Origin of the sequence: Halomonas ventosae (assembly GCF_004363555.1) — a bacterium.
GTDB classification, from domain to species: Bacteria; Pseudomonadota; Gammaproteobacteria; order Pseudomonadales; family Halomonadaceae; genus Halomonas; species Halomonas ventosae.
The window spans coordinates 87294-109233 of the sequence record NZ_SNZJ01000005.1; the positions used below are offsets into that span (position 1 = coordinate 87294).

Genomic DNA, 21940 nt, shown 5'->3' on the forward strand with positions numbered 1-21940 from the left:
CCTGATGAAACTGATCCACACCGCCGACTGGCACCTGGGCCAGAGTTTCCACGGCCAGGAGCGCCACGTCGAGCACCGCGCCTTCCTCGACTGGCTGCTCGACACCCTGGTGGCGCGCCGGGCCGATGCCCTGCTGGTGGCCGGCGATATCTTCGACGTGGTCAACCCCTCGCTGCGTGCTCAGGAGCTCTTGTACGACTTCATCGTTTCCGCCCACGAGCGACTCCCCGGGCTCGACATCGTGCTGATCGCCGGCAACCACGACAGCGGCAACCGCATCGAGCTGCCCGCCCCGCTGATGCGCCGGCTGCGCACCCACGCGCTGGGGCGGGTCCGCTGGCTGGACGACGGCGACCTCGACGCCGAGCGCATGCTGGTGCCGCTCAGCGATGCCGATGGCGAGACACGCGCCTGGTGCCTGGCGCTGCCCTTCCTGCGCCCCGCCGAGGTCACCGGGGCGTCGCTTGCCCGCGAGGCGACCGACGAGCAGGCGCCCAACGACTACGTCGCCGGCATCAGCCGCGTCCACACCCAACTGATCGAGGCTGCGCGCGCCCGGCGCGAGCCCGGCCAGGCGCTGGTGGCGATGAGCCACGCCCACCTGCACGGCGCGGCCGTCTCCGAGGCCAGCGAACGGCCCATCGTGATCGGCGGCGAGGAGTCGATCTCCGCCGCCCTCTTCCCGGATGACATCGCCTACGTGGCGCTCGGCCACCTGCACCGCGCCCAGCAGGTCGGCGAGGCGCGCATCCGCTACAGCGGCAGTCCCCTGCCGCTGGACTTCAGCGAGGTCGCCTACCCCCACCAGGTGGTGGAGGTCATCCTCGACGGCGAGACCCTGGTCGCCACCGAGGCGCTCCCGGTGCCCCGCCCGGTGGCCATGCACCGCGTCGGCCCCGCGCCGCTGGAGCAGGTACTGGCCGAGCTCGAGGCGCTCGAGGACGATCCCGAACTCTCCCGAGACCGCTGGCCCTGGCTGGAGGTACGCGTCGAACTCGAGGCCCCGATCCCCGACCTGCGCGCCCGGGTGGAAGCGGCCCTCGAGGGCAAGTCGCTGCGCCTGCTGCGCCTCGAACGTCGCCTGCCCCGGATCGAGGGCGAGGACGCCCCGGCGCGAGTCGACCTGGAGAGCCTCGGCCCGCGCAAGCTCTTCGAGCGCACCTGGGCCGATCGCTGGGGTGAGCCGCCCGAGGCGGAGGTGCTCGCCGACTTCGACCGGCTCTGCCAGGACGTGCTCGACGCCGAGGGGGAGCTCACTTCATGAGGATCCTCGCCCTGCGCCTGGAGAACGTGGCCTCGCTGCCCGGACCGCTCGAACTCGACTTCACCGCCGCCCCGCTCAGCGATGCCGGGCTCTTCGCCATCACCGGTCCCACCGGGGCCGGCAAGAGCACCCTGCTCGATGCGCTGTGCCTGGCGCTCTACGGCGGCACGCCGCGGCTTCGCCAGGCGCCGGCCCGCGACAGCCAGGTCGACGACACCCCGGACTCCACCCTGACCACCAGCGACTCGCGCACCCTGCTGCGCCGTGGCACGGCGAGCGGCTACGCCGAGGTCGACTTCGTGGGCCGCGACGGTCGCCGCTACCGCGCCCGCTGGGCGGTGCGCCGCGCGCGGGAGAAGGTGGCCGGCAAGCTGCAGAAGGCCGAGCAGTCGCTGCGCGACCTCGATGACGACCGCCTGCTGACCACCCAGAAGCGCGAGTTCGATCGCCTGCTGCCGGAGCGCCTGGGGCTCACCTTCGACCAGTTCACCCGCGCCGTGCTGCTCGCCCAGAGCGAGTTCGCCGCCTTTCTCCAGGCCGACGACAACGAGCGCAGCGACCTGCTCGAGCGCCTCACCGGCACCGCCGAGTACTCGGCGATCTCCATGGCTGCCTACCAGCGCGCGAGCGCCGCCCGCAAGGCCGTCGAGGCCCTGGAGGCCAGGCTCGCCGACGCCCGGCCCGCCGACGCCGAGGCCCGCGCCGAGCTGGAGCAGGCCGCCCAGGCCACCCAGCGAGCGCTCACTGACCTGCAGACGCAGGCGACATCGCTCCAGGCCCGGCGCCGCTGGCACGACGACGATGCCCGGCTGCATGAGGCCTTTCGCCAGGGCCTGGCCCGGCAGCAGGACGCCGAGGCCGACTGGCAGGCCCTCGCCGACGCGCGCGCCGACCGCGAGTGGCGCCGGCTGATCGCGCCGCAGCGCCACGGCCTCGCCCGCCGAGCCGCGCTGCCCGACGAGATCGCCACCCTGGAGGCGAGCCACGCCGAGACGACGCGAGCGCTCACCGACGCCGAACGCGACCAGGCACAGGCCCGCGAGGTCGCCGAGGCCAGCGCGCGGGCCCTGGCCGAGGCCACCGAGGCGCGCCGCGAGGCCGAGCCCGCCCTGCGCGAGGCCCGCGAGGAGGCCCAGCGCCTCGCCACCCACGAGAAGCAGCTCGCCGACCTGGAGGCGGCCCACACCCGGCAGCAGGCCCGGGCAGAGCGGCTGGCCCGCGAACACCACACGGCCAGCGAGGCCCAGCAGGCCAGGCAGCGACAGCGCGACGACTGGCAGGCGACCCTCGAGCGGTTGGTGGGCACTCACCCTCGCCTCGACGACGCTCGCCAGGCCGCTCAAGAGGCCCACGACCAGGCGGCCCAGCGCCACCTGGCGCTGGGCGAGCTGGCCAGCCGCTGGCAGGAGCTCGGCCGCGCGGAGCAGGCCTTCGCCCAGCTCGCCCGCCGGCTCGGCGACGACGAGACCCGAAGGAAGAGGCTGCTGACCGAGGGCCACAACGCTCGCCAGGCCCTGGACCGGACCCAGGCGCACCTCGATAGCGTCGGCGCGCTGATCGATCGCAGCCGCGCCGTGCGCAGCGAGAGTGTGGCGCGACTGCGCGAGGCCCTCACCGTGGGAGAGCCCTGCCCGGTGTGCGGCGGTCTCGAACACCCCTGGCGGCAGAATCCGCCAGCCACGCCGGAGGCCGCCCAGCTCGAGGCCCAGGAAGTGGAGGAAGCCCGCCAGCTCGACGAGGCCCGCGAGGCCCGCGACGCGGCCCAGCGGCGCCGCGACGAGCTGCTGGGCGAGTACCGCGCCGTGGAGGCCGCCCTCGCCCGCCACCGGCAGGATCGCGAGACGGCCGAGCGGCAGCGCGACGCTGCCCGCGAGGCCCTGGAGGCGCATCCCCTGCAGGCAGAGCTCGCCGGCCTCGAGGCGAGCGAGCGCGAGGGCTGGCTTCAGGCCGAGCGCGCGGCGAGCGAGACCCGCCGCCGGCAGGCGCGAGAGCGCCTGGATAAGCTGGCCCGGGCCGAGGCCGAACTGGCCCCGCTGGAGCAGGCGCTGCAGGAGGGCCATGTCGCCCTGGCGCGACTGGAGGCCGAGAAGCAGCACGCCGATACGGCGCTGGCCGAACTGGACGAGCGGCTGCCGCCGCTGCGGGAAGCGCGCGAGACGCTCGCCCGCGACCTCGCCGCCCGGCTCGGCACTCACGCTTCGCCGGATGCCTGGCAGCAGCACCTCGACGCCCGACAGGAGCAGGCCCGCCAGGCCCGCGACCAGGCCCAGACGCGCTGGCACTCGGCCCAGCAAGAGCAGCAGCGCCTCGCCCAGCGGGCCCTGCACGAGGCCGAGCGGCTCGAGGGGCTGCGCCAGGAGCTCGACACCCTCACCCGCGAGCTCGCCGACTGGCGAGCGGCGCACCCGGCGCTGACCGATGCCACCCTCACGCGGCTGCTCGCCCAGAGCGAGGAGGAGGCCCGCGACGAGGAGCGGCGCATCGAGGCGGCCGACCAGGCCCGCCAGCGCGCCGCCGCTACCCTGGCCGAGCGGCTCGAGGCCCTGCTGCGCCATCGCCGCGAGCAGGACCTGATCGAGGAAATGCGTGAGGCGAACCGAGAGGAAGATGGGGACGACGCGCTGCTCGGTGAGGCCGTGGCCGAGGCGCTGCGCCGCCGCCGGGAGGCGCTGGAGGCGGCCGAGGTTGACCTGGCTCCGCGCCTGGACGAGGCCCAGCGGGCCCGCGACGAGGCCGCCTTCGCCCTGAGCGACGACGATCGCAAGCGGGAGCGGCGCGAGGCCGGCCAGGCCGAACTGGAGGCCGCCCAGGCCGAGTTCCGCCGCTGGGGCCAGATCAGCGAGCTGATCGGCTCCGCCGACGGCAAGGCCTTCCGGCGCATCGCCCAGGCCTACAACCTGGAGCAGCTGCTGGAGCACGCCAACGCGCACCTCAGTGGGCTCTCCCGCCGCTACCGGCTGGTGCGCGGCGGCAGCCCACTGGGCCTGCTGGTGGTGGATGTCGACATGGGCGACGAGCGTCGCTCGGTGCACTCCCTATCGGGCGGCGAGACCTTCCTGGTCTCGCTGGCCCTGGCCCTGGGACTTGCCTCCATGGCCTCCGGCGAGCTCACCATCGAGTCGCTGTTCATCGACGAGGGCTTCGGCAGCCTGGACCCGCAATCCCTGGCGTTGGCCATGGAGGCGCTGGACGGCCTGCAGGCCCTGGGCCGGCGCGTCGGCGTGATCTCCCACGTGCAGGAGATGCACGAGCGCATTCCGGTGCAGATCCAGGTTGAGCCGCTGGGCAACGGCACCAGCCGGGCGAGTCTGGTCAGCGGATAGGCGAAGCGCGAGAGTGAATGAGCTCGCTGCACGCCTGCTGCCTCTCCCGGCCACCAGTCAGGTCGGGAATGCCTCGTTCAGCCACTTGATGAAGTTGAGCTTCTGCTTGAACTCCGTGCGCAGCTGGGTCAGCGCCTGCTCGAACGCGGCTTGCTGGACCGGGGTGACAAGCGAGCCCTTCAGCTCCTGCAGCAGGGCGATGCCCTCGCGATAGGCCCGGTTGTTGGTCTGGCAAACGCTATGGCGCACCAGGCGCAGGTACATCGGCAGGCTCTCGTCGGGGTCCTTCAGCGCCTTGGCCAGCTGGTGCAGCAGCCCCGGACCCACCGCCCGCTCGGCGCACAGCGCCTGGGCCTCGGCCAGGCGCCCCTCGAACAGGTAGAGCTCCAGCAGGCTGTCGACCATCCGCGGGCCCCAGCCGAAGGGTAGCTGAGGCGTCTGATCGAGCCCTTCCACCAGCCAGTCGTGAGCGCGCTGGCGATAATCGATGGCCAAGTCGTGCTCGTCCGCCAGGGCCGCCAGTTGGCGGTAATCGGCTAGCTGCCGCGTCTGCTGGTAGATGTCCCACTGCAGTGCCGCCGCGGCATCTACCTCACCACGCTGCAGGTGCAGGCGCACCTCGAGCCGCTGGCGTTCCACCTGCTGGTGAGGAAACTGATGGGACGCCGCCCGTTTCGCTCGCGCCAGCCAGGTCTCCAGCTCGTCCCAGTTCCCATGTTCGATGCACAGCTCGGCGGCATCCAGGCAGTCAGGCTCCTTGCTGGCGGTCTTCTGGTAGAGCGCCAGCATCGCCGACAGGTCGCCGGCGGCCTCGGCACGCTCGAAGAGGGGGCGACGCAGGCGAATGTAGCGATACTGCTGCGACCAGCCCGCCTCTGCCGGCAGCGCCGGCAGGGCGTCCCAGGCCTGTTGCAGGCGGGCGTGATAGGCCGCCATGCCCGCCTCACCCAGCGCCTGGGCATAGGCGTCGGGAATCGACGGATAGCTATCCTCGCTGCCACCAAAGGCCTTGTCATAGAGATAATTCGCCAGTTTCTCGGGCGACCAGTCGAGCCGCGTCGCGGTCTGGACATGTAGCGTCTGCAGCGTCGCCTCGCAGTGGAAGCGAAAGCCGCCGGAGTCGTCGATGGTCTCCAGCGCGCGGCCCAGGCGTGAGAGGGCATAATCGACCAGCGTCAGGCACTGCTCCGCGGGAAACTGCGGCGCCTGCTCGGCGAGCTGTTCGACGACGGCCTCCGCCCTGGCGAAGTAGGCACTCACCTGGCCGTAGCGGTAGAGGTCGCGGTTGAGGGGGAACGCCGCGGTGATGCGCTTCTTCAGCGCCTTGTGGTCCAGCACGCCGAGCACCGCATCGGCCCGCAGCGACCACTGCTGGCGCAGCACCGGGTCACTGTCGATGAGGGACTCGAGCGCCTCGACGAGGGAGGCCTTGTCCATCTGCTGCAGATAGGCGCGAATCCGGTCCGAGGCATCGCCCTCCGTCAGCCGCGACTGCTCGGCCTGCTCTGCCCGGAACGCCAGGGCGGTCGCCACGCAGTGCTTGCAGAAGTCGATGCCCTCGGAGGCCGGGCAGTCGCAGCCGCCCTCCAGGCCCCGCTTGCTCAGCTTCAGCACCACCCGATAGCGCTCGCTGCCCTCCACATCGGCGGTGATGGTAGACCCCTTCCGGTTCCAGCCAACCACCATGCCCTCGCGGTAATACTCCACGCCACGGCCGAACGCAGCCTCGCCGGCGAGCATGACCAGTTGCCGATCGGAAAGAAGCGCCCTCTCATCCTGTTGCATCATGATGCCGCCGTTGTCTTTCTGGCGCCCCTCCGTTTCTTCGCCGGTGCCAGCGTCTTCTTGTGATTGCCGCTTTCCTGTTTTTCTCCATGTGGCTCCATCTCACCGCTCGAGAGCGTGCCTGAGTAGAATAGGGTCGGGCCTTATTTTAATTAATGGCCGAAGTTAAAATAGGGCTTCGCGTTATTTTATCTTTCCCGCTCTCCAGGCGACCAGGTGTCTACGCCATCGACATTTCCGCGGGACGTGTCGAAAAAACGGCATTTCTTGAACATGTCGCGGCGACATGTCGATGGCGTGGCCATATCAGCTCGTCTCCCAGAGGGCGTCGAGTAGCTCGTCGAGATGATGGTCGAGCACGGCATCCAGGCGCTTGCCCCCTGCTCGGCAAAGCGCTGGTGAATGAAGTCGCGGTCGAGCACCATCTCGTGGGTAAGCTGCTTTGCCAGGCGGTCGAGCCACTTGCGCTGGGCGGGGGCCCAGCCATGCCACGCTGGCCGGCTCTCTGGTCCACCTCGATGCCGAGACGCAAGGCGATGTCCTGGGCCATGGCCTCGCCCCGGGCCGGCTGGTCAGCGGCGACTCTTGGCATCACGCGCCGTGGTAGCCATCCTCCTCGGGGTTCTCGTGCTCACCCCGGGGGAGCTCGCCGACCCACGCCAGGGCGCCGGCGTATTCCCGGTGAGGAAAGGTGTGGATGTCCAGCACCTTGAACAGGTGATCCTCCAGATGGGCGAGGTGCTTGATCCACTCCTTGTCGGTGATCACGGCGACACGGTGGTAGCGCTCGAGGTCGCCGAGCTGGGTCAGGCCGTAGCCGACGTCCTTGAGCAGAGCCGTCAGGGTCATCCAGCGCAGGCCATCGAGTTCGGCCAACAGGCTGATGCGGGGATGGTTACGCTTGGCGGCCTCGATGGCGTCGATGGCCTGCTGCAGCTCCCGGGCCGAGACCACGCCGCCGATCTTCATGGCCACAACGTGATCCGCCGGGTGGGTGATGAACTCCAACATGGTGATCTCCCTGGATCGTGGAGGATAAGAACGCCCTGAGTGCCTTCAGCATAGCCGCATGGACTCGCCTGAGCCGCGCCGGTTCAGCCTGCCTCATGAATAAGGCGAGCTCACCTATTCCTGCGAGTAGATTAGAAAAACTTGTTGGCATTTCCGGCAGGTTCCGGTGTATTTCGGGCCATCCTTGGACACAAGAACGCTCTTCCAGCCGCAGGCGGGGCATGGTTGCTTCATGGAGGAAGGGCGTTATGCGGACGAGCGGCCGCTGGGGTCGAGGATCTCCCGGGCCATCTCGCGGCCCTGGGAAGTGAGGCGCAGGGCCTCGCCCTCGCGCAGGATCAGCCGCTGGTCACTGCCGCGCTGCACCACCCGGGCGGCCTTGGCGGCGTCCCAGCGCAGGTGCTCGCGCAGCGCGCGGATGACGTTCTCCACGCCCTGTTCCGGTCCGCCCTCATGGTGGTAGAGGTGCACGGCGAGGGTGCGGATCTCGTTGTGGCGGCGCTGGCCGCGGCGGCGCAGCAGCTGGGCGACCACGCCGTAGCGCGGCCCGGCGAGGAAGGCCAGCATCAGGAAGACGCCGGTCATCACCGCCATCATGCCGCCGATGGAGACGTCCCAGGCCACCGCCAGGGCGTAGCCGCTGACACTCGAGGCAATGGAGACGGCGATGCCATAGAGGAACATCAGCCACAGCCGGTCGGTGAGCAGGTAGGCGGTCGAGGGCGGCACGATCACGAAGGCAACGAAGAGCACCGCCCCCACCGCGTCGAAGGCCGCCACGGCGGTGCCGCTGGTCAGCAGCAGCAGGCCGTAGAAGAGCAGCCCCGGCGCCAGGCCGAGGGCCTTGGCCAGCGCCTCGTCGAAGGTGGCGAGCTTGAGCTCCTTGAAGAACAGCACCACGAAGGCGGCGTTGAGCAGTGTCATGGCGCCCATGGAGAGCAGCGAGCGCGGCACCCGATAGTCGCCGAGGGTCACGGTATCGAGCCACACGAAGCCGATCTCGCCGAGCAGCACGGTGTGGGTGTCGATGTGCACGTCCCGGGCGTAGAGGTTGAGCAGCAGCACGCCGATCGAGAACAGCACCGGGAAGACCAGGCCGATAGCGGCATCCTTCTTGACCCGCCGGGTACTGACCAGGAGCTCGGTGAGAAACACCGTAAGCACGCCGGCAAGGGCGGCGCCGAGGATCTGCACGGGGCCGCTCTGCTGATGGGTGATCAGCCAGACGATGACGATGCCGAAGACGATGGAATGGCCGATGGCGTCGGAGAGCATGCTGGTGCCGCGCAGCACCAGGAAAGTGCCCACCAGGGTGGAGGCGATGCCCACCAGGGCGCCCACCAGCATGATCTGCAGGGCCACGTTGTCGAGCAGGGCGGTGAGCATCAGGCGTCCTCCCGGCCGAGGGATTCCAGTACCCGCTCGGCCTCGGCGATGCCCGCCGGGGTCAGCACCCAGCGCCGGGCTGGGCCCGGCTCACCGGGCAGCGAGGCCTGCCATTCGGCGAGGCCCCGGCGCATCAGCTGGCGCAGCACGGCGCGGGTGCGCAGGCCGTGGTAGGTGTCGAGCATGCCCTGCTCCGAGCGGTAGACCGGGTCATCGTGGTGTACGGCGAGTCGGTAGAGGGTGGTCAGCACCTGCTGGTGGCGCAGCCGCCGCCGGGCGCGCAGGCGCCGGATCGCCTCCCACAGGAAGCCGCGCTCAGGCGCCAGGGTCAGCGACACCAGCACCACGCCGGAGACGCTCAGGATGATCAGCGGCCCGGTGGCGAGCCCCCGGGAGAGCGCGCTTAACAGCGCGCCGAAGATCCCGCCGGCCACGCCGATCAGCGCGGCCAGCAGCACCATGTCCTCGAGCCGGCGGCTCCACTGGCGGGCGGCCACCGCCGGGGCGATGATCATCGCCGCCATCAGCACCACCCCGACCATCTGCAGCCCGACCACCACGGCCAGCGCCACCATCACCGTGAGCAGCACCTCGAGCCAGGCCACCGGCATGCCCAGGGAGGTGGCGAACTCGGGGTCGAAGGAGACCAGCTTGAATTCCTTCCACAGCGCCGCCACCAGCGCCAGCGCCACGGAGGTAATGCCGCCCATGATCCACAGGTCGGAGCGCAGGGTCGCCGCCGCCTGGCCGAACAGGAAGGCGTCGAGCCCGCCCTGGGAGGCGTTGTTCATGCCCTGGATATGGGTCAGCAGCACCACGCCCATGGCGAAGAAGACGCTCAGGGTGATGCCGAGGCCGGCGTCGGTCTTGAGACGGCTCATCCGGGTCAGCAGCAGCATCACCAGGGCGGCCAACGCGCCGGTGGCCAGCGCGCCGAGCAGGATGCTGCCGATTTCCCGGGTGCCGGCGATGATGAAGCCCAGGCAGACCCCGGGCAGCGCCGCATGGGACATGGTATCGCCGAGCAGGCTTTGCTGGCGCAGCACCGCGAAGGTGCCGAGCACCCCGCTGACCAGGCCCAGCAGGGCCGCCCCGGCGACGACGTTCTGGATGGTGTAGTCGGAGAGCAGCTCGACGACGCTCATTCGACCCGCTCCGCGGGCTCGACGGCCGCCTCCCCGGAGAGGAAGGTATCCTGGTCGAGCAGGGCGATCTGGCCGCCGTAGGCCTGGCGCAGGTGGTCGGCGGTGTAGACCTTGGCGACCGGCCCCTGGGCGATGACCCGCACGTTGAGGATCAGCAGCCAGTCGAAGTAGCTGCGAACCGTCTGCAGGTCATGGTGCACCACGATCACCGTCTTGCCCTCGTCGCGCAGGCGGCGAAGGATGTCGACGATGGCGCGCTCGGTGGTGGCGTCGACCCCGGCCATGGGCTCGTCGAGGAAGTAGACGTCGGCCTTCTGCACCAGCGCCCGGGCCAGGAACACCCGCTGCTGCTGGCCGCCGGAGAGCTGGCTGATCTGGCGCTTGGCGAAGTCGGCCATGCCGACCAGCTCCAGCGCCGCCATCGCCTCGTCGCGCTCGCGGCGCCCGGGGCGGCGCAGCCAGCCCAGCCGGCCGTAGAGCCCCATGGTGACGACGTCCAGGGCGGTGGTGGGGAAGTCCCAGTCGACGCTGGAGCGCTGCGGCACATAGCCGACCCGACGGCGCTGCGCCTTGTAGGGCCGCCCGTGCAGGGTGACGTGGCCCGCCACCGTGGGCACCAGCCCCAGCACGCTCTTGATCAGGGTGCTCTTGCCGGCGCCGTTGGGGCCGACGATGGCGGCCATCACCCCGGGCGGCACGTCGAAGTCGATGTCCCACAGCACCGGCTTGCTGTGGTAGCTGACGGTCAGGTCCTCGACGTGCAGGGCCAGATCCGGTTCGTGAAGCGTCGTCGACATGGGCTCTCCCGCGGGATGACGGTTGCAGGGGTGGCGGTCAGTAGGGGTAGCGGTGCGGTGACCTCGGCCGCGGGCGGTCAGCCGGCGGGAACCTCCCAGCGCTCGGCCCAGCCCTCGAGGGGCGCGGGCAGCGGGGCCAGCTCGCCGCCGAGCGCCTCGACGATGTGCCGGGTGTTGGCGTGGAGCATGCCGATGTAGGTGCCGCCGGCGGTGCCCGCCTCGCCCATGGCATCGGAGTAGAGCTGGCCGCCGATCTCGACCTCATGCCCCTTCTCGCGGGCGGCATCGATCACCGCCTGCACGGTGCGCGGGTTGATGGTGCTCTCGATGAACACGGCGGGCACCTCACGCTCGATCACCACCTGGGTCATGCGGCGGATGTCGGCCACGCCGGTCTCGGTCTCGGTGCTGATGCCCTGGATGCCGGCGACCTCAATGCCGTAGGCGCGGCCATAGTAGCTGAAGGCGTCGTGGGCGGTGACCAGGATGCGCTGCGCCTCGGGAATCGTCGCGATGCTCGCCTCGATCCAGCCATGCAGGGCCTCGAGCTGGGTGGCGTAGGCGTCGGCGTTGGCGCGGATGTCGGCCTCGCAGGCGGGGCGTGCCTCGACAAAGGCGTCGGCCAGGGTGGGAATGATCTGCGCCCAGAGCGAGACGTCCATCCACAGGTGCGGGTCGATGCCGTAGACGTCCTGCACGGTGATCAGGCTCGACGTGTCGATGGAGGACGGCGCCACCGCCACGGTGGGGGTGATCTCGGCGAAGCGTTCCAGCACGTTGCCGAGCTGGCCCTCCAGGGAGTAGCCGGAATAGAAGATCTGCTCGGCCTGCTGCAGGGTCGCCACGTCCCGGGCGCTCGCCTGGTAGAGGTGGGGATCGACCCCCGGCCCCATGATCGCCGAGACGTCGGCGCACTCGCCGCCCACTTCGCTTGCCACGTCGGCGATCATGCCGATGGTGGTCACGGTGATCACCGGCGGTTCTGCCGCCATCGTCTGGCCGCTCAGCGCCAGCGGCGCCAGCAGGCCCAGCGTCATCTTCCAGCGTGTCATATGCCCTTCTCCGTGAACGTGATCACAGCGCCGATAATATAGCCTTTGCTATACCCCAACAGAGTATACATTTCTTATCGACCCGATAGAGCCCTTAACAGCAGGAACGTGATGGCGTGCTGTGGTGCGTTGAGTGGCGCTGCCCGACGACCGAGCGCTCGCTGCGCGCGAAGGCACTTCAGCCGTCGCCGAGAAAGCGCTCGAAGGCGGCCAGGGTCTCGCCGCTGACGTGGTGCTCGATGCCCTCGGCATCGAGGCGCGCGGTCTCGGCGCTGACCCCCAGCTTGCGCAGGCAGGCCTCGACCAGGCGGTGGCGCCGCCGGCTCTCGGCGGCGAGGCGTTCCCCCGCCTCTGTCATGGAGATCCCCCGGTAGGGTCGCTTGACGATCAGCCCCTCCTCCGCCAGGCGCTTGAGCATCTTGGCCACGGTGGGCTGGGCGACGCCGAGGCGACGCGCGATATCGATCTGCCGGGCCTCGCCGCTGTCGGCGATCAGATCCGAGATCAGCTCGACGTAGTCCTCCGCCAGCTCGGTGCGCCGCGCATCGCGCGCCTTGCGAAAGCCCTGCACGTGGCTATCCGGCTCGATGAGTTGCCCATGGCGGTGCGAAAGCGCTGATGTCATCGGATCCTGACCTGAATGGATAAAAGGCTGGAAGGAGAAGAGTGGTGGCTTGGTTCCCTCATGATGCCTTGCGACAACAGGAATGCAATTTTGGCGGCTCGCCGGCGCGAGCACCGGTCTGGAGGGCTGGTGTCAAGACGCCACCGCTGGGTCGCCATCGGCGAAAAGCCACCCGCCCCTCGCGCTGGCGTCGAAGTACATGGCGAACAGGGCGAAACGGGGGCACCGCCTTGAGCGGCTCGTCATTAACGGCTAGGGTCCACTTGCCGACCCAAGACGGGCGACGCCATGGCCATTCCGAAGAGGGAAAGTGACCCGATGAGCGCTGAAGAACACCACATAGTGCTGCTGGACGGGGGCATGGGGCAGGAGCTCAGGCGGCGCAGCGGTCGCCCCGCCACTCCGCTGTGGTCCGCGCAGGTGATGCTGGACGAACCGCAGCTGGTCACCGCCGTCCACCGCGACTTCATCGACGCCGGCGCCCGCATCATCACCACCAACAACTACAGCGCGACGCCACAGCGCCTGGGGCGCGACGGCGATCCCGCCCTGTTCGCGCCGCTGCAGGCCGCCGCGCTGGACGCCGCTCGCCAGGCCCGCGAACAGAGCGGCCGGGCGGTGCGCATCGCCGGCTGCCTCCCCCCGCTGGTCGCGAGCTACCACCCCGAGGTGGTGCCGGACGATGCCACCTGCCTGCGCGACTATCGCCGGCTGGTCCAGGTCCAGGTCGAGGGGGTCGAGCTCTTCATCTGCGAGACCATGACGCTGACCCGCGAGGCGCTGGCCGCGACCCGCGCGGCGGTGGAGCACGGCGCCCCGGTGTGGGTCGCCTTCACGGTGGACGACGGCGACGGCACGCGCCTGCGCTCCGGCGAGCCGCTGGCCGAGGCCGCCCGGGCGGTGGTGGCGGCCGGTGCCGAGGCGGTGCTGGTCAACTGCTCGGTGCCCGAGGCAGTCACCACCGCCATGGCGTCGCTGGCCGACCTCGGCGTGCCGTTCGGCGGCTACGCCAACGGCTTCACGGCGGCGGCGGATCTCGCCCCCGGCGGCACGGTGGAGGCGCTGGAGACGCGCCAGGACCTGGATCCCGCAGGCTATGCCGAGCACGCCTGTCGCTGGGTCGAACAGGGCGCGGCCCTCGTTGGCGGCTGCTGCGAGGTCAGCCCGGCGCATATCGCCGCCCTGGCCGAGCGCCTGACCGCCCAGGGTTACCATGTGGTGTCTTCTCTGGTGCCAGCGGATTCGTGAGGGTCCGCTGACTCTCATCAGTGCCCCAGGTGCGACTCGAACACCTTCATCAGCTCGCGCTTGTCCTCGAAGCCGATCCCCGGGACCTGCGGCAGGGCCACCTGCCCTTCCTCGATGGGCGTGGAGTCGGCGAAGCCACCGAAGGGGGCGAAGACCCGCGGATAGGACTCGTTGCCGCCCAGCTTGAGGCCGGCGGCGATGTTGAGGGCGAACTGGTGGCCGCCATGGGGGATGCACTGCCGCGATGACCAGCCATGGCCGCGCAGCACCTCGAGCATGCGCAGGTACTCCACCAGGCCATAGCCGAGCACCGGGTCCATCTGCAGGATGTCGCGGTCGGGACGCATGCCGCCGTAGCGCAGCAGGTTGCGCACGTCCTGATGGGAGAAGAGGTTCTCGCCGGTGGCCATGGGCGGGCCGTAGTGCTCGCTGAGCTGCTGCTGGAGGGCGTAGTCCAGGGGATCGCCGGCCTCCTCATACCAGCGCACACCATAGGGGGCCAGGCCATCGGCGAAGGCCAGCGCGGTGCGCAGGTCGAAGCGGCCATTGGCGTCCACCGCCAGGCGCTCCGCGTCTCCCACGATGTCGATGGCGGCCTCGACCCGCGCGAGATCCTCGGCCAGCGGCACCGCGCCAATCTTCATCTTGGTGCAGATGTAGCCCAGGTCGAGGTAGTCGCGCAGCTCGTCCTGCAGGCCCTGGATCTGCTTGCCCGGATGGTAGTAGCCACCGGCCGCATAGACGGCGACGCGCTCGTCGGGCCGGCCGTCGCCGTGGCGCTCGGCCAGCAGCTGCGCCAGGGGCACGTTCTCGACCTTGGCGACGATGTCCCAGATCGCCATGTCGATGATACCCACCGCCACGCTGCGCTCGCCGTGCCCTCCCGGCTTCTCGTTGGCCATCAGCACCGACCAGACCTTGAAGGGGTCCAGGTTGTGGCCGCTGTCGTCGAGCAGCGCGCTCGGCTCGGCGTCGCGCAGGCGTGGCAGGAAGCGCTCGCGCAGCAGCCCGCTCTGGGCGTAGCGGCCGTTGGAATTGAAGCCGTAGCCCACCACCTGGCGGCCCGCCACCCGGGCGTCGGTATAGATGGCCAGGATGGAGACGTCCATGGTGGCGAAGGAGATGTAGGCGTTGGCGATGTCCGAGGCGATCGACACGCGGGCCTCGCGGATATCGGTAATTCTCATGGATGACTCCTAGAAGAACAGGCCCGTCGGCAGGCGTACGTTGAGCACTTCCTTGAAGGTCAGATAGAAGACGATGACCAGCCCCAGGATCACCGGCGTCCATTTCAGCAGGCGTTGCCAGGTCACCCGCGTCTCGACCCGGGCCAGGTACCAGGTGAGGGCGAAGAAGGCCACCAGCGTGGTCACCAGGAACCCCAGCACCTCGACCAGCCCCCACCAGAGGAAGAACCCGGCGATCACGGTGAACAGCCGCCGGGGGCTGCCGGTGATCTCGACCTGGCGACCACCGGGGCGGATCACGCCCTTGACGATCAGCGCGACCGCGATCAGGCACAGCAGCACCAGGATGGCCCGCGGGAAGATGATGCTCAGCCGGCCGATCTCCTCGCGGGGCAGCCAGAGCACGGCGGCGAACACCAGGCCGACGGTGCCCGCAGCGATATCGGTGTTGAGGCGCAGGATCATGGCGACCTCCCGTCGTCCTCGTCGACCCTGTCCAGCAGCCCCTTGCGCGCCAGCCACATCGGCACCAGCGTGGTCGCGGCCCCCAGCACCACCATGCCGGCGAGCACCATGGAGAGCGGGTTGTGCAGCAACCTGAGCCAGGGGATGGGATCGACGACCGCCGCCATCAGGGTCTGCACGTAGCCCTCCTCGGCGATCCCGCCGAGGATCAGCCCCAGCACGATGGGCGCGGGCTGGATGCCGATGAGGCGCAGGAAGTAGCCGGCGGTGCCCAGGATCAGCATGATGCCGACATCCAGCAGGCTGTTGCGCAGGGCAAAGGTCCCGAGGATGGTCACCATGGCGATGCTCGGCACCAGGAAATAGTAGGGCGTGCGGATCACCACGCGGTGGATCAGCCGTCCGCCGAGCAGCCCGACCGGCAGCAGCAGCAGGGCTGCCATCCCCATGGAGAGGATAAAGCCGTTGGTCAGCACGCCGGACTCGGTGAAGAGGTCGAGCCCCGGGCGCAGGCCGTGCATCAGCAGCACGCCGAGGATGATGGCATCCGGCGGCGCCCCGGGAATCCCCAGGGTGAGCAGCGGCACCATGCTGCCCGCCACCATCACGTTGTTGCTCGACTCCGAGGCCACCACGCCGTCGACGTTGCCCTTGCCGAAACTCTTGGGGTCCCGGGAGAAGCGCCGGGCCTCGTTGTAGGCCACCAGGCTGGTGACGTTGCCGCCGGCACCGGGAATGATGGCGATGATCTGGCCGATCAGGCAGGAGCGGATCAGGTTGACCGGCTTGCCGAAGATACGGCGGGCGATGCTCAAGATGGAGACTTCCTTCTTGCGCAGCTCCGTCTGTCCGGGCAACGCCCCCCGCCCCTCGGCGGCCATGGTCAGCAGTTCGGGAATCACGAACAGGCCGATCAGCGCCACGATCAGCTCGATGCCCCCCTGCAGCGGCGGATAGCCGAAGATGAAACGCGACTCGCCGCCCACGGGCGACACGCCGATGGTGCTCAGCAGGATCCCGATGCAGCCGCCCAGCAACCCCTTGAGCAGGGAGTCGCTGGAGAGGCTCGCGACCAGGGTCAGCCCCAGCATCGCCACCCAGAACATCTCCGACGGCCCGAAGGCCACGGCCCACCTCGCCAGCGGGGGCGCCAGCACCAGCAGGAAGATGACCCCGACGATCCCCCCTGCCACCGAGGCGATGGTCGCCGCGGCGATGGCCTCATAGGCACGGCCCTGGCGGGCCATGGGATAGCCGTCGAAGGTGGTGGCGATCGACGAGGGGGTGCCGGGGGTGTTGATCAGGATGGCCGTGAAGGCGCCGCCGTAGATGGAGCCCATGTAGACCCCGCCCAGGGCGATCAGGCCCTGCAGGGCCTCCATCGAGAAGGTGAAGGGCAGCAGCACCGCCAGTGCCATGGTGGCCGTGAGCCCGGGCATCGCCCCGATGAAGAGGCCCGCCGAGACGCCCACCAGCACGGTGATGACACTCTCGAAGGTCAACAGGGAGGCCAGGGCCTCGAGGAGCATGTCCATGCATCACTCCGCCTGGGGCCATGCGCGCATGGCCCCGCCAAGACAGGAGAGGAAGGGGGCACCATGGCCCCCGCGGCGGGAGGAAGGGTTACTCGGCTTCCTCGAGGATCGGACCGTAGGCATCGCGGAGCATGCCGATCACCTCGTCGACCTCGTCACCGGTGATGTCTTCCATCACGAAGCCCAGCGGCTCCTGCTTCTCGGCGATCTGGCGATTGGCCTCGGCGAAGGCCGCCTCGAGGGTCTCGACCACCTCGTCCGGGGTCCCCTTGGGCACCGCCACGCCACGATAGGCGCCGCCGACGATGTCATAGCCCTGCTCCTTGAAGGTGGGCGCATCGGGCAGCGCCTTGACGCGCTCCTCCGAGGCCACCGCCAGCACCTTGACGCTGTCGGCCATCTCGGTGCCGAGCATGGTGTAGTTGAAGATGCCGGCGACATGGCCGCCCTCCAGCGCACCCTTGAGCGGTCCGGTGCCGGAGAAGGGAATGTAGGTCAGGTCGATGCCGGCCTCCTTCTCGAAGCGCAACATGTCGAGGTGGTTGGCGCTGTAGGTCCCGCTGCCGCCCAGGGTGATCGCCTCGGGGTTCTCCTTGGCGTCCTCGACGAGGTCCTCGAGGGTGTCGTAGGGACTGTCGTTGTGCACGATCAGGGCGTTGGGCGTGGAGTGGAAGAAGGTCACGATCCGCCAGTTGTCGGTCTCGTAGCCCGCGTTGTTGCGCTGGATCGGCTGGCCGATGATATGCGGGATGTTGACGCCGATGATCTCGTAGCCATCCGGCTCGGCGCTGTTCTGGAACTCGCTCCAGGCCACGGCCCCGCCGCCGCCCGGCCGGTGGGTCACGTTCACCGAGACGCCCAGTTCCTCTTCCAGTATCGGCTCCTGGAAGCGGGCCGTGACGTCGGATTCACCGCCCGGATCGAAGGGGATGATGTAGGTGATGTCATCTTCCGGGTATTCGGCATGGGCGGCGCCGGCCAGCCCCACGGCGGCGACGGCCGTCATGGCGAGCACCAGCTTCTTGTACGTGAACTTCATGGCATGCTCCAGACGTTGTTGTGTCGTGATCGTCTCCTGGCAGCCGAGTCGTATCGTTGTGAATGTTGTCTCGCCCGGCTACCGGGCTCAGCGTCTCAACCCCCATCGCTGATGCCCTGTCCTGAAGCTAGACGAGTTGTAAAAGTTGTCAAGATTGTCACCCCTCGAACACCCGCCGCCGTGAATTGCGCAAATGGCGCTGCATGCACCGGCCGGCCCGCTCGTCGTCGCCGGCCAGGATGCTGTCGTGGATGTCGCGATGCTCCTGCTGGACCTCCGGGACATGGTGCTCCGGGCGCCTGAGGCCCAGCCCGCGTGCCAGGTTCTGGCCATAGGTGATCGCTGCCTCGAGCGAGAGCAGGGTGTCGGAGAAGAAGCGGTTGTGGGTGGCCCGGGCGATGGCAAGGTGGAAGCCGAAGTCGGCATCCACCCCCAGGGCGTTGTCGCGGATGCGCTGTTCGAGCAGCGCCAGCGCCCGCGTGAGCGCCGCCCGGTCCTCGCGGGTGGCCTTGAGTGCCGCCAGGCGGGCGGCCTCGGACTCGACGGCGATCCGGAACTCGAAGCAGCGCTGGATGTCCGCCAGGCTCTCCAACGGAGCGAACTCGAGCATGGCGCGATCGGGGCGGCGCTGGACGAAACTGCCGGAGCCGCGATGCGAGCGCACCAGGCCATCGTCCCGCAGCCGGGCCAGGGCCTCGCGCACGATCGGGCGAGACACGCCGTAGCGGCTTGCCAACTGCTCCTCCGAGGGCAGGCGCTCGCCCTCCGCGAAGTCGCGGTTGATGATGCGATCGATGATGTCGCCGTAGACCCGATCGCTGAGCTTTTCTCCCTTGCGGCCTGGCTCGCCGCTCGGCGCGTCGTCGGAGGCACGTTTCTCCACCCGTGAATCCATGGTCGTCCCCTGCGGCTTTCCCACAGCATAAGCCACCCCTCGCCCGGTGAGGAGCGTCCAGCCGGCCGACCAGCCGTGTTAGGCTTGGCCGACACTCACTACCCGGGAGCCTGATCATGACCGCCGCCGAGATACTCGACCGCCTGGTGGGCTTCGCCACCGTCTCGCGGGACTCCAACCTGGCCCTGATCGAGTGGGTCGAGGGTTGGCTCGACGACCACGGCGTGTCGCACTGGCGGGTGGAGAGCGACGACGGCCGCAAGGCCAACCTGCTGGCGCGGATCGGCCCCGCCGTGGCCGGTGGCGTTGTGCTCTCCGGACATACCGACGTGGTGCCGGTGGATGGCCAGCCCTGGTCCACCGATCCCTTCACCCTGGTGGACAAGGGCGATGGCCGGCTCTATGGCCGTGGCACCTGCGACATGAAGGGCTTCATCGCCTGCGCCCTGGCGGAGGTCCCCCGCTGGGTGGAGCAGGCGCTGGCGACGCCCATCTGGCTGGCGTTCTCCTACGACGAGGAGGTGGGCTGCATCGGCGCCCCGCGGATGATCGAGCGGCTGCTGGCCGACCATCCTCGCCCCGCGGCGGTGATTGTCGGGGAGCCGACCATGATGCACCCGGTGGTTGCCCACAAGGGGGCGACCAACCTGCGTACCACCGTGACCGGCCGTGCCGCCCACTCCAGCCAGGTGAACCAGGGGGTCTCGGCGATCCACGTGGCTGCCCGCCTGGTGACGCGGATCGAGGACGTGATGGCCGAACTCAGGGCCGAGGGGCGCGTGGACGAGGCCTTCAACGTGGTGCACTCGAGCCTGCACGTCGGCAAGATCGCCGGCGGCACGGCCATCAACATCATGGCCCGGGAGTGCCGCTTCGAGTGGGAGGTCCGCCACCTGCCCTCGGATCGCTTCGAGGCGCTGCTCGCGCGGGTGAACGATAGCGCGGCCGAGCTGGAGGCCGAGATGCGCAAGCGCGCGCCGGACGCCGCCATCGTCACCGAGGCGCTGAATACCACGGTGCCGGCACTCGCCGACGACAACAATGCCGAGGTGCTCGCGCTGTGCCGCGACCTGCTCGACGAGCGCCCCGCCGGTGCCGTGGCCTATGCCACCGAGGCCGGCCAGTTCCAGCGCGAGGGACTGCCCACGGTGATCTGCGGCCCGGGGAGCATCGGCCAGGCCCACCAGCCCGACGAGTATATCGACATCGAGCAGCTCGAGGCGGGCGCGGCCTTCATGGCGGCACTGGGCGAGCGGCTGCAACGAAAGTAGAATGCCGGCTCTTTGCCCACCCGCTGCCTGGAGCCCCCCATGCCCCGCCTGCTGATCGTCAAGACCGGAGACAGCTTCGCCGACGTGGCCCGCGACCACGGCGACTTCGAGACCCTCTTCCGGCGCGCCCTCGCGGCAGCGCCGGCCGACACCCGGGTGGCGGTCCTCGATGCCCCGCGCGCCGCGGCCCTGCCGGCGCTGGATGACATCGACGGGGTGCTGATCACCGGCTCCCACGCCATGGTCAGCCACGCCGAGCCCTGGAGCGAGGCGCTCAAGCCGTGGCTGGTCGAGGCGCGTGCCCGCGACATCGCCATGCTCGGCGTCTGCTATGGCCACCAGCTGATGGCCGCGGCCTTCGGTGGCACCAGCGACTTCCACCCCGCCGGCCGGGAGTCCGGCACCCGCGAGGTCACCCTGACCGAGGCCGGCCGCCGGGATCCGCTGCTGGGCGGCCTGCCGACCCGGTTCCGCGCCCACCTGAGCCACGCCCAGACCGTCCTCACGGCACCGCCCGAGGCCTGTGTCCTGGCGGCCAATGCCCATGACCCGCACCAGTCGCTGCGCCATGGCCCCCGCCAGTGGAGCGTGCAGTTCCATCCCGAGTTCACCCCGGCGGTGATGCGCGCCTATCTCGCGCACCAGCGGCAGGCCCTCCAGGACCAGGGCGAGGATCCGGAGCGCCTGATCGCCGAGGTGGCCGCCACGCCGGAGGCGACCGGCCTGCTGCCCCGCTTCGCCGAGCTCGTCTCCGCGGACACGCGGCTCGAGCGCGCCTGACCCCAGGCCAGGGAGGGCACCTTCCTCCGCCAGACACGACAGCGCCCCGCCGGAGAAACACGGCGGGGCGCTGTCGCGGGTCCATCGCGCGCTCGTCAGTGGCGCTCTCCGACCGGCGGTGCAGGCTCGCCGCGCTCGATGCTGCGCTCGGCGGCGGCGTCGCGCAGGCGCCGGGCGTCCGGTGCCCCCTCGGCGGCCTTGCGGCGCTGGCGGTAGAGGTCACGCAGGCTGCTGACCAGCATGGCGGCGACAATCATGCCCCCGCCCACGAAGGCCAGGGTGGCCGGCACCTCGCCGACCCACCACCACACCAGCAGGGTGCCCGCCAGGGTCTCGACCAGCATCACCAGGCTGACCTCGGCGCCGGGCAGATAGCGGGCACCGGTCTGGATCAGGAAATAGGCCAGTGGCAGGAGCAGCCCCATCAGCGCCAGGCGCTGCATGTCCTCGGCCCCGGGCAGCTGGACGCCGCCCAACAGTGCGGCGGGCACCAGCATCGCCAGGCAGCCCAGCGGCAACACCACGGTGGTGTCCACACCACGCTGACGATTGCCGCGCTGGGCACTGGCCACCGTGGTGTTGACCGCGATGGACACCGGAATGATCAGCGCCACCGCCAGGCCCAGCAGGCTCCCCTGCCCCACCTCCCCGGCGGCCATCAGGCTGGCCCCGGTGACGCATATGGCGATCACCACCCAGGTCTGGCGCCGCAGCCGCTGGCCGAAGAACAGCATGCCGATCAGCCCCGCCACCAGCGGTGCCAGGTTGATCATCACCAGCACGTTGCCCGCCGAGGTCAGGCGGGTGGCCCCGACGAAGGCCCAGGCGCTCGCAGCGAACGCCAGCGGGCACCACAGCGCCGCGGGACCACAGGCACGCACCGCCTGGCCCAGGCGCTGGCGGTAGCGCACGGCGGCAATCACCAGCAGCACCAGGCCAAGCATCAGCCCGCGCCAGAACATGAAGGTGGCCACGTCCACCGAGGTGTCCTTGACCAGCAGTGCATCCGGCGAGAGCAGCAGCACGCCGGTCATGGTGATCAGGTAGCCGCGCAGCCGAAACGGCAGCCGCTTCCACATGAGGGAGTCCTCCTTTTGATGGCGGAGGTGCCAGGGGCACCAACGACGACAGG

The 21940-nt window shown here is 69.8% G+C and carries 18 protein-coding genes; 5 read left to right on the forward strand and 13 right to left on the reverse strand.

Annotated features, from left to right (window positions below; genetic code table 11):
• The first annotated feature begins 4 nt into the window (after window positions 1–4).
• Both DFP85_RS05670 and DFP85_RS05675 read left to right on the forward strand, forming a co-directional pair.
• On the forward strand, window positions 5–1264 hold the full coding sequence (locus DFP85_RS05670; RefSeq protein ID WP_133635334.1) for an exonuclease SbcCD subunit D: 1260 nt from the start codon (window positions 5–7) through the stop codon (window positions 1262–1264).
• Complete coding sequence (locus DFP85_RS05675; RefSeq protein WP_133635335.1) at window positions 1261–4587, forward strand: AAA family ATPase; 3327 nt, start codon at window positions 1261–1263, stop codon at window positions 4585–4587. Before DFP85_RS05670 ends, DFP85_RS05675 begins: the two co-directional genes overlap by 4 nt.
• Before the next feature lie 57 nt (window positions 4588–4644).
• Here the strand turns inward: DFP85_RS05675 and DFP85_RS05680 are convergent, their stop codons facing one another.
• From DFP85_RS05680 to mntR, 7 genes are all read right to left on the reverse strand, one after another.
• Window positions 4645–6375 (reverse strand): SWIM zinc finger family protein, encoded by a 1731-nt coding sequence (locus DFP85_RS05680; protein WP_133635336.1) that lies wholly within the window; start codon window positions 6373–6375, stop codon window positions 4645–4647.
• 588 nt (window positions 6376–6963) lie between these two features.
• A complete protein-coding gene (locus tag DFP85_RS05690) occupies window positions 6964–7383 on the reverse strand; it encodes a SpoIIAA family protein (protein WP_133635337.1) in 420 nt (139 codons plus the stop codon).
• Window positions 7384–7629: 246 nt separating this feature from the next.
• Window positions 7630–8769: a metal ABC transporter permease gene (locus DFP85_RS05695; RefSeq protein WP_133635338.1), complete on the reverse strand. Its 1140-nt coding sequence runs from the start codon at window positions 8767–8769 to the stop codon at window positions 7630–7632.
• A complete protein-coding gene (locus DFP85_RS05700) occupies window positions 8769–9914 on the reverse strand; it encodes an iron chelate uptake ABC transporter family permease subunit (RefSeq protein WP_133635339.1) in 1146 nt (381 codons plus the stop codon). Before DFP85_RS05700 ends, DFP85_RS05695 begins: the two co-directional genes overlap by 1 nt.
• Entirely contained in the window at window positions 9911–10711 is an 801-nt protein-coding gene (locus tag DFP85_RS05705; protein WP_133635340.1) for a metal ABC transporter ATP-binding protein, read from the reverse strand. Before DFP85_RS05705 ends, DFP85_RS05700 begins: the two co-directional genes overlap by 4 nt.
• 77 nt (window positions 10712–10788) lie before the next feature.
• Window positions 10789–11763 carry a metal ABC transporter solute-binding protein, Zn/Mn family gene (locus DFP85_RS05710; protein WP_243737214.1) on the reverse strand — a complete coding sequence of 325 codons (975 nt, stop codon included), beginning with the start codon at window positions 11761–11763 and terminating at the stop codon, window positions 10789–10791.
• 178 nt (window positions 11764–11941) lie between these two features.
• Window positions 11942–12388, reverse strand: coding sequence for a manganese-binding transcriptional regulator MntR (gene mntR, locus DFP85_RS05715; protein WP_133635341.1), 447 nt, complete (start codon window positions 12386–12388; stop codon window positions 11942–11944).
• 318 nt (window positions 12389–12706) lie between these two features.
• Between mntR and DFP85_RS05720 the strand changes: the two genes are divergently transcribed.
• The gene (locus DFP85_RS05720; RefSeq protein ID WP_133635342.1) at window positions 12707–13636 is read left to right on the forward strand and encodes a homocysteine S-methyltransferase family protein; all 930 of its coding nucleotides are present in this window, start codon (window positions 12707–12709) and stop codon (window positions 13634–13636) included.
• 17 nt (window positions 13637–13653) lie between these two features.
• Here the strand turns inward: DFP85_RS05720 and DFP85_RS05725 are convergent, their stop codons facing one another.
• The 5 genes from DFP85_RS05725 to DFP85_RS05745 form a co-directional block, all read right to left on the reverse strand.
• Entirely contained in the window at window positions 13654–14823 is a 1170-nt protein-coding gene (locus DFP85_RS05725) for a mandelate racemase/muconate lactonizing enzyme family protein (protein ID WP_133635343.1), read from the reverse strand.
• A 9-nt stretch (window positions 14824–14832) separates the two neighbouring features.
• Entirely contained in the window at window positions 14833–15288 is a 456-nt protein-coding gene (locus tag DFP85_RS05730; protein ID WP_133635344.1) for a tripartite tricarboxylate transporter TctB family protein, read from the reverse strand.
• Complete coding sequence (locus tag DFP85_RS05735; RefSeq protein WP_133635345.1) at window positions 15285–16823, reverse strand: tripartite tricarboxylate transporter permease; 1539 nt, start codon at window positions 16821–16823, stop codon at window positions 15285–15287. The genes DFP85_RS05730 and DFP85_RS05735 overlap by 4 nt, the downstream gene beginning before the upstream one ends.
• Window positions 16824–16911: 88 nt before the next feature.
• Window positions 16912–17862, reverse strand: a complete 951-nt coding sequence (locus tag DFP85_RS05740) for a Bug family tripartite tricarboxylate transporter substrate binding protein (protein ID WP_133635346.1) — start codon at window positions 17860–17862, stop codon at window positions 16912–16914.
• Between the two features lie 157 nt (window positions 17863–18019).
• Window positions 18020–18757, reverse strand: a complete 738-nt coding sequence (locus DFP85_RS05745) for a FadR/GntR family transcriptional regulator (RefSeq protein WP_133635347.1) — start codon at window positions 18755–18757, stop codon at window positions 18020–18022.
• Between the two features lie 116 nt (window positions 18758–18873).
• On the opposite strand from DFP85_RS05745, the gene argE reads away from it, so the two are divergent.
• Both argE and DFP85_RS05755 read left to right on the forward strand, forming a co-directional pair.
• Window positions 18874–20028, forward strand: coding sequence for an acetylornithine deacetylase (gene argE / locus DFP85_RS05750; protein ID WP_133635348.1), 1155 nt, complete (start codon window positions 18874–18876; stop codon window positions 20026–20028).
• A 39-nt stretch (window positions 20029–20067) separates the two neighbouring features.
• A complete protein-coding gene (locus DFP85_RS05755) occupies window positions 20068–20808 on the forward strand; it encodes a glutamine amidotransferase (RefSeq protein WP_133635349.1) in 741 nt (246 codons plus the stop codon).
• A 95-nt stretch (window positions 20809–20903) separates the two neighbouring features.
• Here DFP85_RS05755 and DFP85_RS05760 read toward each other — a convergent pair whose 3' ends face one another.
• A complete protein-coding gene (locus DFP85_RS05760) occupies window positions 20904–21887 on the reverse strand; it encodes a DMT family transporter (RefSeq protein ID WP_133635350.1) in 984 nt (327 codons plus the stop codon).
• Between the last annotated feature and the right edge of the window lie 53 nt (window positions 21888–21940).